Below are 15822 nucleotides of genomic sequence, written 5' to 3' on the forward strand. Positions count from 1 at the left end.
CCCGACACCCCGGCAGCTGGGCCGAACCCCCTCGTGTATGAGGAATAGACGCGTACCGCGCCTGTTGTGTTCCAAGCTTCACCTAATCGTGCGGAGGCAAAGTTCGGCCCCGGCGTGAACCGTGTCCACGCCGGGGCCTCGGAGGGGGCGTTCGATCAGCGGTTGCCGTACGGCAACAGTGCCATCTCCCGGGCGTTCTTGATGGCGCGGGCCAGCCTGCGCTGCTGCTGGGACGTGACGCGGGTGACCCGGCGGCTGCGGATCTTGCCGCGGTCGGAGATGAACTTCCGCAGCAGATCGGTGTCCTTGTAGTCGATGTATGTGATCTTCGCCTGGTCCAGCGGGTTCGGCCGGTTCTTGGCGGGCTTGCGCTCGGGCTTGCGGGGCATGCGGGTCAGACCTCCAGGAGGGTGTCGAAGGCGGGCGGCAGCCGCTTCCAGGCGTCGCGGCCCGCCGCGTACTCGGTGTCGGTGAGCAGACAGTGCTCCAGCAGCCGTTCGAGGCCGTCGCGGTCGAGGGCGGGCGACGTGAACACCAGGTGCTGACAGCAGTCGCCGTGCTCGGGGTGCCAGTCCATCGCCGCGGCGGCCCGGCGCACCGGCGGAACCATCTCCCAGGCCGCGTCCGGCAGGGAGGCGAGCCAGGGGCCCACGCTCTCCACACACAGCGCTCCACCGGCCGCGTCCCAGTGCAGCAGCACATCCGGCTTGTCGGCGAGCCAGAACCGGCCACGGCTGCGGGCGGCCGCACAGGTGATGTCCTCCAGCGCCTCGTACAGCCGCTCGGGGTGGAAGGGGCGGCACCGGTGCCAGACCAGCGTGGAGACGCCGTGGGCGTCCGCCTCGGTGGGGAGGAGGGCGCAGGCGGGGTGCTGGGCGGCGGCCGCGGCCTCCACGTCGAACCCGGCGAGGGCTGCCGCCGCCAAGGGCGAGCGTGCGGATGCCTGCGCACCGGGCTCCGGGCCCGCCGGGTCGCCGTGGCCGATCGGGACCTGGCGGGCCGTCGGATGCAGTTGCGCGAGCAGCTCGCGGTCCTCGTCGTCGGCCTCCTCCGAGTCGGCCACGGCGAGGACGGGGGCGTACTCCAGCTGCCGGGCGAAGGTGTCGGCGACCGTGCGCTGGTCGGTTGCGGCGGCGGCGAGGCCGCGCTCGGCGAGGTCGTCGCCGTTGCCCAGGTACGGCAGGACCAGCGCCGGGTCGACGGCGGTGATGACGCCGGTGACGGTGAGCCCGCCGGCCGTGACGACCTCGGCCATGGCCTTGGGCTCCACCGAGTCCCACAGCTCGACGACCGCGAGCCGCGTGACACCGTCGTCGGCCAGCCGGAGCAGCTCCGGCACCAGGTCCTCGCGCAGCGCACAGCACGCGCAGTCGTTGACCAGGGGCGCCTCCCCCGCGGCGAGGATCCCGGAGGTGTCACGGATGGTCCGTACGACCGTGCCCGCCGCGGCCGTCGCCAGGTCGTGGTGGAGGACGACGCTGCCCGGCACGTCGGCGAGCAGCCGCTCGACGGCCGCCTTGCGGGCGTCGGCGTGCAGTCCGCCGACGATCACGACGGAGAGCATCAGCCGTTCTTTCCGTACCGGCGCTCGAAGCGCTCCACGCGTCCGGCGGTGTCCAGCACGCGCGCGGTGCCGGTGTAGAAGGGGTGGCTGACGTTCGAGATCTCGACGTCGACGACCGGGTAGGTGTGGCCGTCCTCCCACTCGATCGTCTTCTCGCTCGTCATCGTCGAGCGGGTCAGGAAGGCGTAGTTCGCGGCACGGTCCCGGAAGACGACCGGGCCGTAGGAGGGATGGATTCCGTTGCGCATGGCGGTGGTCAGCGCTCCTCTCGGAAGTCGACGTGGCGGCGGACGAGCGGGTCGTACTTGCGGAGCGTCATACGGTCCGGGTCGTTGCGGCGGTTCTTGCGGGTGACGTAGGTGAAGCCGGTCCCCGCCGTGGACCGGAGCTTGATGACCGGGCGGAGTTCGTTGCGAGCCATGCTGGTACCTTACTGAAAATGAATTCCATTTACATAAACGCTTCGAGAGAGGTGCATCACCCGTGTCCGCCCACTGCATGCTGACCGGCGCCCAGCCCGGCTTCGGCAACCGCATCTCCCACTCCCACCGGCGCACTTCGCGCCGCTTCGACCCCAACATCCAGTCCAAGCGCTACTGGCTGCCCAGCGAGGGCCGCAATGTCCGGCTGCGGCTGAGCACGAAGGGGATCAAGACCGTCGACACGATCGGTATCGAGGCAGCCGTGGCGCGGATCCGCGCGCGCGGGGTGCGGGTCTGAGGGAGAAACCGCCATGGCGAAGAAGAGCAAGATCGCGAAGAACGAGAAGCGGCAGGAGATCGTCGCCCGGTACGCCGGGCGCCGCGCCGAGCTGAAGGAGATCATCCGGCGCCCGTCCTCGACGGACGCCGAACGGATCGCCGCCCGGCAGGAGCTGGACCGGCAGCCACGGGACGCCAGCGCCACGCGCGTACGCAACCGGGACCAGGTGGACGGGCGGCCGCGCGGCTACTACCGCGCCTTCGGCCTCTCTCGCGTCGGCCTCCGGGAACAGGCGCACGCCGGGTACCTGCCGGGGGTCCGCAAGTCCTCCTGGTAGCTTGCTGCGGTCGTTGCGTCGACCGCTACAGCTAGGAGCCTCCAGTGACTTCGGCGATCTTCTCGCGCACCACGTCACACCGGCGGATGCGGGTCGCGGCGGCCGCCGCGACCCTGGCGGGTGTACTCGCGCTGACCGCGTGCAGCGGGGACGGCGGCTCCGACGACGACTCCTCGCCGAGCACCGGTGCGTCGACGGCGACCGCGGACACGGGAGGCGGGAGTGGCGGGTCGGCCTCCTCGTCGGCCTCCGCCTCCGCCTCGGACGAGCTCGCGGGCAGCTGGCTCGCCACCACCAAGGGCAAGGCCGTGGTGCTGATGGTGAACGGCACGGAGGCCGGGCTCTTCGCGACCGGCGGGACCATCTGCAGCGGGACCGCGGGCGAGCAGGACGGCATGCGGATGATCCGCCTCACGTGCACGGACGGCAGCAAGGACCGGCAGACCGGCATGGTCGACTCCGTGAGCAAGACCGGCCTCAAGGTGACGTGGGAGGGCGGTCTGGGCACGGAGACGTACACCAGGTCGGAGGGCGGCCAACTGCCGTCCGGGCTGCCGACGGCGAGCCTGGGCTGACCCCCGTCACGGATTCCCGGCTTCGTGCGTGATGATCCACGCACGCGTTCACGCAGCACCCGAGCACTCAAGGACCTCTTCATGCGCGCCCTCCCCCTCGCCGCCGCCGTCCTCACCGCGGCCCTCACGCTGACCGCCTGCTCCGACGACGGGGACACCAAGGACAAGGCCGCTACGAGCAGCCCCAAGGGCGTCACCGCCTGCGCGATCGGCGCGATGACGGTGCAGGTCGGGCCCGCCAACGCCGCCCCCGCTGTCGGCGACACCGGCAACGTGCCCGTCACGATCACCAACGACAGCGGCGCCAAGTGCACCCTCGACGGCCTGCCCTCCGTCACCCTCGGCACGGTCGCCGTCGAGCCGGACCCGTCCGCCAAGGCCACGAAGACGACCCTCACGAAGGGCGCCGTGACCGCCTTCACGCTCACCTACGTCATGGGCGAGGCGGGCGGCGGCAAGAGCCTCGCCGTGTCGAAGGGGAAGTTCAGCCTGCCCGGCTCCTCCGAGACGTACGACTTCACGTGGTCGTACGGCGATGTCGCGGTCAAGAGCGACGGCAAGACCCCGGACGCCTCGGTGAGCGGGTTCCAGACGTCCGGCGACTAGGTCCTGTCGTCACATTCCCGTCGTCCGCCCGAAGGGCGGGCCCCGCGGCGTCAGGTGCGTGCTCTCGGCGTGCCGGGCACAGGCCCTCGTACTGGTTGTACGTGGGTCTGTGCCCGGTGCGGCGAGTGGGGGCCCCTCCCACGCCCTCAAGGCAGTGGGGGAGCGTGCATGGCGTCGCGGGGCAGGCGGGAATGTGACGACAGGACCTAGACCTGGCCGAGCCGCCGCCGGGACCTCACCTGCGCACGGTCCGCCGCCTCCGAGCCCTCGACCCAGCCCGCCTCGTCACTGACACCGCGCAGGCGGGTCGTGGTCGTCTCCGGGAACATCCGGTCGAGGCGGCCGGTGACCGCGACCTCGCGGGTGGCGAGCACCGGGAGCAGGTCCTCGCTCACCTGGGTCTCGGCCGCGGCACGCAGGCGGACCCCCACGCGGTGGGCGTAGGCCGCGAGGAAGGACTGCCGGAAGGTCTTGGTCCGCTTCCGGCCGACCGCCCGCTGGGCCGCCTCCGCCCGGGTCATCGCCGTCGTGGCCTGGACGAGCAGGGAGGTGTAGAGCAGTTCCACGACCTCCAGATCGGGTTCGAAGCCGACGACCGTGGAGAAGGCGAGCGGTTCGTTCCACACCGCCCGGCAGTGGTTCGCCGTCGCCACCGCGTCCAGCAGCACCGCCTTGGCCTGCTCGTACGGCGGTTCGACCCCGATCCGGCAGGCGCCGGGGGTGTCGTGCGTGGGCGCCTGCGCGTCCAGGAGCGCCTCGTCGACGCTGTGCCGGGCCATCAGCTCCTGCGCCTTGGCACTGAGCGCCTCCGCCTCCTCCGGGTACTCCGTCCCCTCCGCCTTCGCGAGCAGCGCTCGGATGCGGGTGAGCATGCGGGACTCGGGGTGCGCGGTGCGGCCGGCCGGTTCGTCGAGGGGCTCCAGGGCGGGCAGGCGGAGCAGCAGACGGTACAGCTCCAGGACCGCGGTGGCGCGGGAGAAACGGTCCTGTCGGGGGGCGTCGGACGTCAGCTCCTCGAGCTGGGCCCGCCAGCGGGGGCCGCGCGCACGGTCGTCGGGCGCCTGCGCGTGGATCAGGGCCGATGCCAGGCGTACGTGTACGTCGCCCAGCTCCCGTCGCACGATCCGTACGAGGTCGGCGGGCTGCCAGCCTCGCCGCCAGGCCGCCGCCACGAACTCCCGGCCCCGGCGGTCGAGTTCGGCGTCGGCGCTCTCGTCGGCGGCGAGGAGGGAGGCGGCCGTGTCGAGGGCGGATTCGGCGTCCGTGTAGAGGGCCGCCTCGAAGGCGCGGTCGACGGTGCCGGGGGCGCTGCTGCTGGTCACGGAGCGATCGTCTCACTCCCCGAAAATCGGGTGCCGCCGCCCGTGCGGGCTTCGAGCATGGCGCCATGGTGGACATGTCTCTCTACGCGGCCTTCCTCGTGGCCGCTTTCGCGCTCTGTGTGACTCCCGGCCCCGACATGATGTTCATCGTGGCGATGGGCGGACGCGGTGGCCCCGCGGCGGGGGTGATGGCGGCGTTCGGGGTGGCCTGTGCGATGTTCGTGCACACGGTGGCCGCGGCGCTCGGACTGTCGGCGCTGTTCCTGGCCCTGCCGACGCTGTACCACGTGCTGCGCTGGGCGGGCGCGGCCTATCTGCTGTACCTCGCGGTGAAGGCGTTCCGGGACCGTTCGCCGATCGGCGAGGGGACCGTGACCGGGCCGGGGATGCGGCGGGCCTTCTGGCAGGGGGCCGTGACCAACCTCCTCAACCCCAAGGTGATCCTCTTCAACGTGGCGTTCCTGCCCCAGTTCGTCGCGCCCGCGAGGGGACACGTGTGGGAGCAGTTCCTGGTCCTCGGGCTCACGATCACGGTCATGGGCTTCGCGGTGGACGGCTCGATCGGGCTGCTCTCCGGGAAGCTCTCCGCGCTGCTGCGGCGCAGTCGCCGGGTGGCGCGTGGGCTCAACATCTTCAGCGGAACGGTGTTCACGGGGCTGGCGGTGCGATTGGTGGCCGCGTCGCCGAAGTAGGGGCACGCACGCGTGGAGGGCCTGAACCGTCAACCGCGGGTTGACACCTCATGCCTGTCAACCTACGGTTGACACATGACGACGAACCCCAACATCACGTCATCCGTACGCCTCGACGACCTCATCGCGGCCATCAAGAAGGTCCACGATCAGCCCCTCGACCAGCTCGAGGACGCGGTGATCGCGGCCGACCACCTCGGTGACGTGGCCGACCATCTGATCGGCCACTTCGTGGACCAGGCCCGCCGCTCGGGCGCCTCCTGGACGGACATCGGCAAGAGCATGGGCGTCACGCGGCAGGCCGCGCAGAAGCGGTTCGTGCCGAAGGAGGGCGCCGAGCCCAGCGCCGGCCAGGACTTCAGCCGCTTCACCACACGTGCCCGCAATACCGTGATGGCCGCGCACAACGAGGCCGTCGCCGCCCGCAACGCCGAGGGCCGCCCCGAGCACTTGGTCCTCGGCCTGCTGGCCGAACCGGACGCCCTGGCCGCCAAGGCGATCACCGCACAGGGCGTCCTCCTCGACGTCGTACGCCAGGCCGCCACCGACGCACTGCCACCGGCCGTCGAGGAGGCCCCGGAGCTCGTCCCCTACGGCTCCGACGCCAAGAAGGTCCTGGAACTCACCTTCCGCGAGGCCCTCCGTCTGGGCCACAACTACGTCGGCACCGAGCACATCCTGCTGGCCCTGCTGGAGTTCGAGAACGGCGAGGGCGTGCTGTCGGGCCTCGGCATCACGAAGGAAGCGGCGGAGGAGAACGTGACGACGGCGCTGGCGAAGATCCAGCGGGAGAGGGCCTGACTGATCCCCCTGGTCCGGGACGCCGCCGCCCGGCGGCGAGCGGAGGCCGTTGTCAGTCCCTCCTGCGAGACTCGCCATCATGACGGACCGCTGGGCTCTCGCTCCGGCCGAGGACGGTGGCGTGGAGATCGCCCCCCTCGGGTCCGACGGGCTGCCCGCCGGGCCGGTGCGTCGGGAGGGCGATCTCGCGGCGGCCGTTCGGGGGCGGCCCGAGGTGGCGCGGTGGGTGTGGCGGTCCACGGCCGAGGTGTATCCGCGACTGCTCGCCGCGGGGGTGCGAGTCGAGCGGTGCTACGACATCGAGGACGCCGAGACCCTGCTGCTGGGCCACGCGGGGAGGTACGGCGAGCCGCGCTCGGCCGCCGCCGCCCTGGCCCGGCTGCGCGGCGGCCCCGTGCCTCCCGACCCTCCGCTGCGGTCGGCCGAACCCGGCTCGCAGTCCTCCCTTTTCGAGCCGCAGGCCGTCCACCTGCCGCTCGCCGATCTCCTGGAGGTGTACGCCGACCAGCAGCGCCGCCAGGACGCCACCGACCGTCCCGACCGGATGCGGCTGCTGATCACCGCCGAGTCGGCCGGGATGCTGGTGGCCGCCGAGATGAACCGCGCGGGGCTGCCGTGGAGCGCCGACGTCCACCGGCAGATGCTGCACGAGATGCTCGGCGAGCGGTACGCCGGCGGCGGTGAGCCCCGGCGCCTCGCCGAACTCGCCGACGAGGTGTCCACGGCCTTCGGGCGCCGGGTCCGGCCCGACCTGCCCGCTGATGTCGTCAAGGCGTTCGCCCAGGCCGGCATCAAGGTGAACTCCACCCGCCGCTGGGAGCTCGAGTCGATCGACCACCCGGCCGTGAAGCCACTGATCGAGTACAAGAAGCTGTACCGGATCTGGGTCGCCCACGGCTGGTCCTGGCTCCAGGACTGGGTGCGCGAGGGGCGGTTCCGGCCCGAGTTCCTGTGCCACGGCACGGTCACCGGCCGCTGGGTCACCAACGGCGGGGGCGCACTGCAGATCCCCAAGGTCATCCGCCGGGCCGTCGTCGCCGACCCGGGCTGGCGGCTCGTCGTCGCCGACGCCGACCAGATGGAGCCGCGGGTGCTGGCGGCGATCTCCCGTGACCCCGGGCTGATGGAGGTGGCGGGCCGGGAGACCGACCTCTACCAGTCCGTCTCCGACCGCGCCTTCTCCGGCGACCGCGACCAGGCCAAGCTCGCCGTCCTCGGCGCGGTCTACGGCCAGACCTCCGGCGACGGCCTCAAGAACCTCGCCGCGCTCAGACGCCGCTTCCCCAAGGCGGTGGCGTACGTCGACGACGCGGCCCGCGCGGGCGAGGAAGGGCGGCTCGTGCGGACCTGGCTCGGCCGGACCTGCCCACCGGCGGCGGGCGCGGGCGACGCCGCCGAGGAGGCCGGCATCCCGCAGGAGGACGCGCCCGAGACCTCCACTGACGACGGCTGGGTACCGGGGTACGCCTCCCGCAACGCCCGCGCCCGGGGCCGCTTCGCCCGTAACTTCGTCGTCCAGGGCAGCGCCGCCGACTGGACCCTGCTGCTGCTCGCCGCGCTGCGGCAGACCTGTGCGGACATGGCGGCCGAGCTGGTCTTCTTCCAGCACGACGAGGTGATCGTGCACTGTCCCGAGGAGGAGACGGAGACGGTCGTGGCGGCGATCCGGGAGGCGGCGGAGCTGGCGGCGCGGCTGACGTTCGGGCAGACGCCGGTGCGGTTCCCGTTCTCGACGTCGGTGGTGGAGTGCTATGCCGACGCCAAGTGAGCGGTCCGCTGTGCGGACGCCGAATGATCAGCCGTCGCCGAGCAGTTCGCGCAGCTCGTCCACGACCGCCTTCATGTCCGTCCCGTCCAGTGCGGCGAGGGCCGTACGCCACTGCGCGCACGCCTCCTCGACGCGCCCCTGCTCCCGCAGCACCAGCCCGTACTGGTGGCCGGCGAGACCGCCGACATAGCCGTCGGCGCGGGCGTCCGCACGGCTCAGCAGCTCGGCGCACTCGCTCTCGGCCCGGTCCATGAGGCCCAGCAGCCGCAGCGCCCGCACCAGACCGAGCCGGGACTGGGACTCGCCGTGCCAGTCACCATGGCCGCCGAGGATGCGCCGGCTCTCCTCGAAGTGCGGTACGGCGGCGGCCGGTTCGCCCAGGGTGAGATGGGCGTAGCCGATGTTGCAGTGCGCGGAGTGCTGCACGATGACGTTGCCGATCTCGGCGCCGATGGCGAGCGAGCGCCGGTGCTGCTCGATGGCGGCGCGGGGGTCGGTGTGCTCGTACAGATTGCCGAGGTGGCCGTAGGTCACGGCCTCGCCCCAGGGGTCGTCCAGCTGCCGTGACAGCTCCAGGCTATGGCGCAGCGCCTCCCCTGACTCCTCGTACCGGCCGAGGTTCTCCAGCAGCAGGCCCCGGTTGCCGAGACAGCGCCGGATCCTGGAGAGCACGCCGAGCCGCCGCCACAGGGCGAGGGAGTCGTCGGTGCGGGCGAGGGACTCGCCGTGCCGGCCGGTGAGGAAGTACAGGCCGGCGAGGTCTATCAGCGCGTACGCCTCGGCGACCTCGTCCCCGAACCGCCGGGCCAGCCGGAGCGCGGCCTGTCCGAGCGCCTCCATCTCCGAGACCCGGCCGCCGCGTTGCAGGTAGGGGAAGAAGAGCCGCAGGAGGGTGGCGACATGGGCGGCGGTGCGGTCGTCGGGGACGTCCGCGTACCGCTCGACCAGGGCGACGATGTTCTCCAGCTCGGCCGTGGCCCAGGCGAAGGCCTCTTCGGAGGAGGCGAAGGCGGGCACGGACAGCACGTGCGCCGTGTGCTCGGGCGGCTGCGCGGCGGTGGGGCGGCGGCGGTCGTCCTGGTCGAGGCCGGGCTCGACGATCGCGGTGAGGGTGCGTTCGACGACGGCCGTGTACCAGCGCACCGCGGTGCGGGCGACGTCCGGGGCGTGCCGGGTGTCCGCCAGCTCGCGGGCGAAGTCGCGGACCAGGTCGTGCGGGGCGTAGCGGCCGTACGCCGTCTCGTCCAGGAGCGCTACGTCGACGAGGCGGTCGAGCGCGGCCTCGGCACGGCCGGTCTCGGTGCCGAGGAGCCGGGCGATGAGGGGCGCGCCGTACGTGGGCAGGTCGAGGGCGCCGAGCCGGCGCAGCGCGAGGGCGGCGTCGCGGTCGGTGCGGCGGCCGGAGGTGGCGAGTGCGTCGTGGGCGACGGCCAGGGAGCGGCGTACGGACAGGTCGTCGTACTCCAGATGCCGCAACCTGTCCTCCGTGGCGGCCAGTTGGTCGGCCAGCACATCGGGGGTGAGGGCGCGGCGGGCGGCCAGGCGAGCGGCGACGATGCGCAGGGCGAGCGGGAGGCGGCCGGTGAGTTCGACGAGAGGATGGCCGGCGTCGATGCGGTCGCCGTCCTCGCCGCTGCCGCCATCGTGGCCCTCGCGGCCGGACACGGTCCGCAGCAGTGCCGCGCTGTCCTCCGCCGACAGCGGGGCCAGCGGGAAACGGCGGGCGCCGTCGAGGGCGGTCAGCGGGGAGCGGCTGGTGACGATCACCGCGCAGCCGGTGCCGGCCGGCAGCAATTGCCGTACCTGTGCGGCGGTCGCGGCGTCGTCCAGCACCATGAGCGTGCGCGTCGGCGCGAGCAGGGAGCGCAGCAACGCGGCGGCCGCGTCCGGGTGTTCGGGGATGGCACGGGGGTCGGCGCCCAGGTCGCGCAGGAGTGCGGTGAGCGCCTGGGACGGCGTGAGGGGGGTCATGCCGGGGGTGGCGCCGTGCAGGTTGACGTACAGCTGGCCGTCGGGGAAGCGTTCCCGCAGGTCATGGGCGACGTGCAGGGCGAGTGCGCTCTTGCCCACACCGGCCATGCCGCTGATGACGGCGACGGCGGTGGGGGCGTCGGACAGGGTCTGTCGTACCGCGTCGAGGACGGTTGTGCGGCCGGTGAAGTGGGCCGGCGGCGGAGGGAGCTGGGCCGGGCGGGGCGGGCCCGTGGGCATCCCCCCGGGCTCGGCGTCGACGGCGCCGGACTCGGCGTCGGCCGCTCCGGGCCCGGCCCCCGTGTCCTCGGCCCCGCCGGCCGCACCGACGACCGGCACGCCCCCGGCCGCACCCTCGCCGCTCCCCTCGCTCCCGGCGGACGCTCCCGTCGCCTCCCGCAACACCTCGACATGCGCCTCCCGCACCCCCGCCCCCGGCTCCACGCCGAGCTCCTCGACCAGCCGCGTCCGCAGATCCCGGTGGACGGCCAGCGCCTCCGCCTGCCGCCCCGTCCGGTGGAGGGCCAGCATCAGCTGGCGGTGGAAGGCCTCGCGCAGCGGATGTTCGGCGGCCAGGGACGTCAGTTCGAGGACCAGACCGTCGAGCCGGTCACCGACGGCGAGCTCGGCGTCGTAGCGCCACTCCAGAAGCAGCAGCCGTGCCTCTTGCAGCCGCTGCGCGAAGGCGTATCCGCCCAGCTCGGCCGGGAGACCGCTGAGCGGCGAGCCGCGCCACAGCGCGATCCCCTCGCCGCACGCGCGCACCGTGCGTGCCCAGTCCCGCCCGGCGTGCGCGGCGCGCGCCTCGGCGACGTGGGTGTCGAAGACATGGACGTCCAGCTCGCCCTGCTCGACCCGGAGCAGATAGCCGGGCGGTACGGCCCGCAGCCGCTCGGGGTCGTCGAGCAGCCGTCGCAGCCGGGTGACGTGGTTGTGCAGCGAGGCATGGGCGGAGGCGGGCGGCGCCCCGCCCCACAGCGCGTCCTTGAGGGAGTCGACCGAGACGGTACGGCCCGCCTCCAGAAGCAGCGCGGCCAGCAGCGTGCGCACCTTGGGGCTGCCCACCACCCGGGTCGTGCCGGCGTCGTAGAGAACCGGCGGCCCCAGCAGTCCGAACCGCAGCTCGCACGGCTTCACACCGAACCACTGCCTTCCCACGCGCCGCACCCGGCCGCGCTCCGCACTCGAAAACCCACCGCTTCTGGCGGGATTCCGCCCTCTGTACGGCGGTTTCCCGCCACGTACCGCCGACCGGCGATCCGGCCGGAATCCGCTACCGTACCCGTCGTCCGAGGCCGCCGCTCGGCGACTTCGCGCCAATCGGCCGACGACCCCGCAGAGGACCGCTGGCCACATGTTAGCGATCTGTTAGCGCTGCCTGATGTGATCACTTCATCGGATCTGGCCCCGAGGGTGCGCGCGTACGACGCGTTGCTCGGGGGAGTGTCGCCGTCGTGGCCGGATCCGGGGACACGAGAGGGCCCCGGTCGCCGGAGGTGAGCGACCGGGGCCCTCGTCCCTTCTCAGATGACGGGCGGCCGTCCCAGCCGTGTGAGCCGCCAGACCGTGCGCCAGCGCATGGGCCGCCGCTCCCCCGCCGGCTCCCGTATCCCTTCCGCGAACCCGCCGAACCAGGCGCGCAGCCCGGCCGCCGACCGGTTCCGTACGAGGGTGAGCAGCACCCAGACGCCGAGATGGACCGGGATGAGCGCGAGCGGCAGCCGGCGCCGGGCCAGCCAGACGCGGTTGCGGGCGTTCACGCGGTAGTAGACGGCGTGCCGGGCGGGCGAGGTCTTCGGGTGCTGGAGCAGCAGTTCGGGCGCGTACAGGATCCGCCAGCCCGCGTCGGCGGCCCGCCACGCCAGGTCGGTCTCCTCGTGCGCGAAGAAGAACCGGGCCGGCCAGTCCCCAATCTCGTCGAGCATCGCCATGCGGAAGCCGTGCCCGCCGCCGAGGAAGCCGGTCACATATCCGCCCCGCAGCGGATCGGAGGCGCCGACCCGGGGCACGTGCCGCTGCTGGGTCTCCCCGAGCTCGTCGGCGATCCGGAAGCCCACGACGCCGAGTTGCCCGTCGGCGGCGAACAACTCCCGTACCCGCCGCAGCACATCGGCGTCGACGAGCAGCCCGTCGTCGTCCAGCTCGACGACGACGTCGACGTCCCCGAACTCCCGCAGCCGCGCGAGCCCGACGTTGCGCCCGCCGGGACAGCCGAGGTTCTCCTCCAGCTCCACGACGGTGACTTCACCGGGCAGCGACAGCCGCTCGGCGAACTCCGGCAGCCGGCAGCCGTTCCCGACGATCACGATCCGGGTGGGCGCCACGTCCTGCTTGGCCACCGACTCCAGCAGCGCGTCGACCTCCTCCGGCCGGTTCCCCATGGTCACGACGGCGACGGCGACGCGTAGCGCCTCCCCCATGCCCTCACCTCATCCCGGCTCGCAAGTACCGCCGCGATGCTAGCCGTTCACGGCAAGGACGTCTCATGTACGCGGGTTCGCAGCGTGGTCCGTACGCCGGTTCTCCTTCCGGCGTACGAACTTCAGCCCCGACCAGTCCTCCCCCAGCGCCGCCACCTTCACATCCACGACGCCGAGCGGGAGGAAGATCTCCCGCAGATCGTTCTCGCCGATGTCGCTGACATGACCGGCCGCCTTCCGGGGCCAGGCGATCCACAGCAGGGCGTCGTCGGCGAGGCCGGCCACGAGCCGGGCCGCCTCGGCCGCCAGCTTCCGTCGCTCCCGGTAGAAGGCGACGCCGACATCGACGCCGCGCGGCCCGCCTTCCACGACCTCGCACCCCTCGGGCAGCCCGGGAATGTCCCACGCCTCGGGCGCGTGCCGCAGCCCCACCCGCTGTCCGCCCTTGATGCCGATCTTCCGGGCAAGGGGCGTACCGGAGTATCCGCTCGTCACGCACATCACCTCCGCTCCCCGGGCCGACACCCTGAAGGGTGACCCGTCAGCGCCCTCCCGGGTCGCCCGTCCGCCCGGGGAGGTCCTGCTCCGCCCAGATGATCTTTCCGGACCGGGTGTAGCGGGTCCCCCAGCGGCGGGTCATCTGAGCGACCAGGAACAAGCCCCTGCCGCCCTCGTCGGTCGTCCGCGCATGGCCCATCCGGGGCGAGGTGTTGCTGGCGTCGGACACCTCGCAGATCAGCTTGTCGTGGCGGACCATCCGCAGCCTGACGGGCCCGGTGCCGTGCCGGATGGCGTTGGTGACCAGCTCGCTGACCACCAGTTCCGTGGTCATGGCCAGGTCGTCCAGCTGCCATCCGAGCAGCTGGCGGACGGCCAGCTTCCGGGCGCTCGCGACGATCGCCGGATCCGTCGGCAGGTCCCACGAGGCGACCCGGTCGGTGCCCAGCGCATGCGGCCGGGCCAGCAGGAGGGCGACGTCGTCGGTCTGCGGGCCGGTCAGCAGATTGTTCACGACCGCCGAGCACAGCTCCTCCAGCGGCAGGCCGGACTGCGCGAGCACATCGCTGAGGCGGGACAGCCCGACGTCGATGTCCTGGTCGCTGCTCTCGATGAGGCCGTCGGTGTAGAGGGCGATCAGGCTCCCCTCGGGCAGGGAGATCTCGGCGGACTCGAAGGGCAGCGAGCCGAGGCCCAGCGGAGGGCCCGCCGGAAGGTCCGGGAAGGAGACCTTGCCGCCGGGGGTGACCACGGCGGGCGGCGGATGTCCGGCCCGGGCCATGGTGCACAGCTGGGTGACCGGGTCGTAGATGGCGTAGAGGCAGGTGGCGCCCAGTACCGCCGTGGCGATGGGCTCGTCGTCGCCGCCCTTCTCCTCCGTCAGGCGGATCACCAGGTCGTCCAGGTGGGCCAGCAGCTCGTCGGGCGGCAGGTCCATGTCGGCGAGCGTCTGTACGGCGGTACGCAGTCTGCCCATGGTCGCCGCGGCGTTGAGGCCGTGCCCGACGACGTCACCGACGACCAGGGCGACCCGGGCGCCGGACAGCTGGATCACATCGAACCAGTCGCCGCTCACCCCGCCCCGGGCATCGGCCGGCAGATAACGCGAGGCCACCTCCATGGCGGTCCCGCCGTTGAGCCCCTGCGGGAGCAGACTCCGTTGCAGGGCCAGTGCCGCGGCATGTTCACGGGTGTAGCGGCGGGCGTTCTCCACCCACACCGCGGCCCGGCCGACCAGCTCCTCGGCGAGGAGCAGATCGTCCTCCTCGAACGGCTGCGGATGCTCCGTGCGGATGAAGGTCGCCACTCCCAGCACGGTGCCACGCGCGGACAGCGGCACCCACATCACGGAGTGCATCCCGAACTCCGCGATGCTCTTGGCCCGTGCCGGGTCCTGCGCGATCCACGGGGCGGTGGCGGGGTCCAGGAAGGGTTCCAGCACCGCCCTGCCGTTGACCATGGTCTCGTAGTACGGCGAGGACTCGGGTGCGTCGATCGAGTCGCCGGTGGTGACCACCGACTCCGGGCAGCCCTCGTGGATGGACTGCTGTCCGGCACGCCGCGCCAGGAACGCGCTGCCGGCCGGCCCCGAGCCGGGTTCGTCGCCGTGCAGCACCGCTTCCCGCAGATCGACGGTCACGAAGTCGGCGAGCCGCGGTACCGAGAAGTCGGCCAGCTCCTGGGCGGTCCGCATCACGTTCAGCGTGCCGCCGATACAGGCGCTGGCCTCGCTGAGCAGGGCCAGGCGCTCCCGGGCCCGCCATCGGTCGGTGACGTCCATGCCCATGTAGCAGACGCCCAGCGGGTTGCCGTCCGGGGCGTCGAGCCGGAAGAAGGACGTGGAGTAGGCGTGTTCCTGGTGCGGATCCGCCCAGGTCCAGCCTCGGTACTCGTAGTCGATGACCGGCACGCCGGTCTCCAGCACCTGCCGCATCTTCGCTTCGAGCACCTCGGTGTTCAGCCCCGGCAGCGAGTCCGACATCCGGTGCCCGAGCCGCTCCTCGCGCGGCACACCGCCGTAGCGCTCCAGGGTGTCGTTCATCCACACGTACCGCAGGTCCGGGCTGAGCATGGCCATGCCGAGCGGGGAGCGGGTGAGGAAGGCTTCCAGCACCTCCCCGCTGACCGCCCAGGTCGGAGCCTTCGACACGTCGATCGCCGATACGAGCCAGGCCTTGCGGTCGTCGGTGTCGGACATCGCCGTCACCCGCAGCCCGACCTCGAGGCGGCGGCCGTCACGGTGCCGGGCGCCCACCAGGCCGACCCAGCTCTCCCGGCTCCCGCACTCCTCGGCGACCTCGGCCGCTCGTGACGCGTCCTCGGACCGGGCCAGCAGAGTGGCGGCGGAGCGGTCGAGGATTTCCGCCGCGCGGTATCCCAGGAGCCGCTCGGCGGCCCCCGTCCAGCCGATGACCCTGCCCTTCGCGTCGATCACCGCGGCAGCCACATTCGCCATCTCGAACGGTCCAGGCGGTCCGTCCGGTGTGACCTCCTTGGGGACCTTCATGTCAGCCGTCCCATCTGGAGGGTGGCATATGGGCCATTCTATGGCGTAGCCCCCGGCGCT

The 15822-nt window shown here is 72.5% G+C and carries 16 protein-coding genes; 7 read left to right on the forward strand and 9 right to left on the reverse strand.

Annotated elements, in window-relative coordinates; translation table 11 throughout:
* Window positions 1-155: 155 nt before the first annotated feature.
* From rpsR to rpmG, 4 genes are read right to left on the reverse strand one after another with little or no spacing between them, the layout of a single operon-like run.
* Window positions 156-389, reverse strand: coding sequence for a 30S ribosomal protein S18 (gene rpsR / locus QF037_RS21690; RefSeq protein ID WP_046260355.1), 234 nt, complete (start codon window positions 387-389; stop codon window positions 156-158).
* Between the two features lie 5 nt (window positions 390-394).
* Window positions 395-1564 carry a CobW family GTP-binding protein gene (locus QF037_RS21695; protein ID WP_307027710.1) on the reverse strand — a complete coding sequence of 390 codons (1170 nt, stop codon included), beginning with the start codon at window positions 1562-1564 and terminating at the stop codon, window positions 395-397.
* Complete coding sequence (locus tag QF037_RS21700; protein ID WP_307027711.1) at window positions 1564-1812, reverse strand: type B 50S ribosomal protein L31; 249 nt, start codon at window positions 1810-1812, stop codon at window positions 1564-1566. Before QF037_RS21700 ends, QF037_RS21695 begins: the two co-directional genes overlap by 1 nt.
* A gap of 8 nt (window positions 1813-1820) precedes the next feature.
* The gene (gene rpmG / locus QF037_RS21705) at window positions 1821-1985 is read right to left on the reverse strand and encodes a 50S ribosomal protein L33 (protein WP_307027713.1); all 165 of its coding nucleotides are present in this window, start codon (window positions 1983-1985) and stop codon (window positions 1821-1823) included.
* A gap of 62 nt (window positions 1986-2047) precedes the next feature.
* Between rpmG and rpmB the strand changes: the two genes are divergently transcribed.
* The 4 genes from rpmB (at window position 2048) to QF037_RS21725 (ending at window position 3784) form a co-directional block, all read left to right on the forward strand.
* Window positions 2048-2284, forward strand: coding sequence for a 50S ribosomal protein L28 (gene rpmB, locus QF037_RS21710; RefSeq protein ID WP_046260351.1), 237 nt, complete (start codon window positions 2048-2050; stop codon window positions 2282-2284).
* A 13-nt stretch (window positions 2285-2297) separates the two neighbouring features.
* Window positions 2298-2603 carry a 30S ribosomal protein S14 gene (gene rpsN / locus QF037_RS21715; protein WP_307027715.1) on the forward strand — a complete coding sequence of 102 codons (306 nt, stop codon included), beginning with the start codon at window positions 2298-2300 and terminating at the stop codon, window positions 2601-2603.
* Between the two features lie 44 nt (window positions 2604-2647).
* Window positions 2648-3178, forward strand: coding sequence for a hypothetical protein (locus tag QF037_RS21720; RefSeq protein ID WP_307027717.1), 531 nt, complete (start codon window positions 2648-2650; stop codon window positions 3176-3178).
* Between the two features lie 81 nt (window positions 3179-3259).
* Entirely contained in the window at window positions 3260-3784 is a 525-nt protein-coding gene (locus tag QF037_RS21725; protein WP_307027719.1) for a DUF4232 domain-containing protein, read from the forward strand.
* A 206-nt stretch (window positions 3785-3990) separates the two neighbouring features.
* Here QF037_RS21725 and QF037_RS21730 read toward each other — a convergent pair whose 3' ends face one another.
* Window positions 3991-5106, reverse strand: a complete 1116-nt coding sequence (locus QF037_RS21730; protein ID WP_307027721.1) for a DUF2786 domain-containing protein — start codon at window positions 5104-5106, stop codon at window positions 3991-3993.
* Between the two features lie 65 nt (window positions 5107-5171).
* Here QF037_RS21730 and QF037_RS21735 point away from each other — a divergent pair, with 65 nt between their 5' ends.
* From QF037_RS21735 to QF037_RS21745, 3 genes are all read left to right on the forward strand, one after another.
* On the forward strand, window positions 5172-5798 hold the full coding sequence (locus tag QF037_RS21735) for a LysE family translocator (RefSeq protein ID WP_307027723.1): 627 nt from the start codon (window positions 5172-5174) through the stop codon (window positions 5796-5798).
* 75 nt (window positions 5799-5873) lie between these two features.
* Window positions 5874-6599: a Clp protease N-terminal domain-containing protein gene (locus QF037_RS21740; RefSeq protein WP_307027725.1), complete on the forward strand. Its 726-nt coding sequence runs from the start codon at window positions 5874-5876 to the stop codon at window positions 6597-6599.
* A gap of 79 nt (window positions 6600-6678) precedes the next feature.
* Window positions 6679-8367, forward strand: a complete 1689-nt coding sequence (locus tag QF037_RS21745; protein WP_307027727.1) for a bifunctional 3'-5' exonuclease/DNA polymerase — start codon at window positions 6679-6681, stop codon at window positions 8365-8367.
* Window positions 8368-8394: 27 nt separating this feature from the next.
* Here the strand turns inward: QF037_RS21745 and QF037_RS21750 are convergent, their stop codons facing one another.
* The 4 genes from QF037_RS21750 to QF037_RS21765 all read right to left on the reverse strand — a co-directional run bounded on the left by QF037_RS21750 (window position 8395) and on the right by QF037_RS21765 (window position 15762).
* Window positions 8395-11475, reverse strand: a complete 3081-nt coding sequence (locus QF037_RS21750) for an AfsR/SARP family transcriptional regulator (protein ID WP_307037301.1) — start codon at window positions 11473-11475, stop codon at window positions 8395-8397.
* A gap of 386 nt (window positions 11476-11861) precedes the next feature.
* The gene (locus QF037_RS21755; RefSeq protein ID WP_307027729.1) at window positions 11862-12758 is read right to left on the reverse strand and encodes a glycosyltransferase family 2 protein; all 897 of its coding nucleotides are present in this window, start codon (window positions 12756-12758) and stop codon (window positions 11862-11864) included.
* A 63-nt stretch (window positions 12759-12821) separates the two neighbouring features.
* Window positions 12822-13259, reverse strand: a complete 438-nt coding sequence (locus QF037_RS21760) for a DUF3052 domain-containing protein (protein WP_307027731.1) — start codon at window positions 13257-13259, stop codon at window positions 12822-12824.
* A 40-nt stretch (window positions 13260-13299) separates the two neighbouring features.
* Window positions 13300-15762: a SpoIIE family protein phosphatase gene (locus QF037_RS21765; RefSeq protein ID WP_307027733.1), complete on the reverse strand. Its 2463-nt coding sequence runs from the start codon at window positions 15760-15762 to the stop codon at window positions 13300-13302.
* Window positions 15763-15822 lie beyond the last annotated feature (60 nt).

Source organism: Streptomyces canus (assembly GCF_030815415.1).
In the GTDB taxonomy this organism is placed as follows: Bacteria; Actinomycetota; Actinomycetes; order Streptomycetales; family Streptomycetaceae; genus Streptomyces; species Streptomyces canus_F.

Excerpts from the sequence above, each read along its gene's own strand:
- rpsR (WP_046260355.1), bottom strand. The coding sequence starts at position 389 with ATGCCCCGCAAGCCCGAGCGCAAGCCCGCCAAGAACCGGCCGAACCCG.
- QF037_RS21695 (WP_307027710.1), bottom strand. The coding sequence starts at position 1,564 with ATGCTCTCCGTCGTGATCGTCGGCGGACTGCACGCCGACGCCCGCAAG.
- QF037_RS21700 (WP_307027711.1), bottom strand. The coding sequence starts at position 1,812 with ATGCGCAACGGAATCCATCCCTCCTACGGCCCGGTCGTCTTCCGGGAC.
- rpmG (WP_307027713.1), bottom strand. The coding sequence starts at position 1,985 with ATGGCTCGCAACGAACTCCGCCCGGTCATCAAGCTCCGGTCCACGGCG.
- rpsN (WP_307027715.1), top strand. The coding sequence starts at position 2,298 with ATGGCGAAGAAGAGCAAGATCGCGAAGAACGAGAAGCGGCAGGAGATC.
- QF037_RS21725 (WP_307027719.1), top strand. The coding sequence starts at position 3,260 with ATGCGCGCCCTCCCCCTCGCCGCCGCCGTCCTCACCGCGGCCCTCACG.
- QF037_RS21735 (WP_307027723.1), top strand. The coding sequence starts at position 5,172 with ATGGTGGACATGTCTCTCTACGCGGCCTTCCTCGTGGCCGCTTTCGCG.
- QF037_RS21740 (WP_307027725.1), top strand. The coding sequence starts at position 5,874 with ATGACGACGAACCCCAACATCACGTCATCCGTACGCCTCGACGACCTC.
- QF037_RS21745 (WP_307027727.1), top strand. The coding sequence starts at position 6,679 with ATGACGGACCGCTGGGCTCTCGCTCCGGCCGAGGACGGTGGCGTGGAG.
- QF037_RS21755 (WP_307027729.1), bottom strand. The coding sequence starts at position 12,758 with ATGGGGGAGGCGCTACGCGTCGCCGTCGCCGTCGTGACCATGGGGAAC.
- QF037_RS21760 (WP_307027731.1), bottom strand. The coding sequence starts at position 13,259 with ATGTGCGTGACGAGCGGATACTCCGGTACGCCCCTTGCCCGGAAGATC.
- QF037_RS21765 (WP_307027733.1), bottom strand. The coding sequence starts at position 15,762 with ATGAAGGTCCCCAAGGAGGTCACACCGGACGGACCGCCTGGACCGTTC.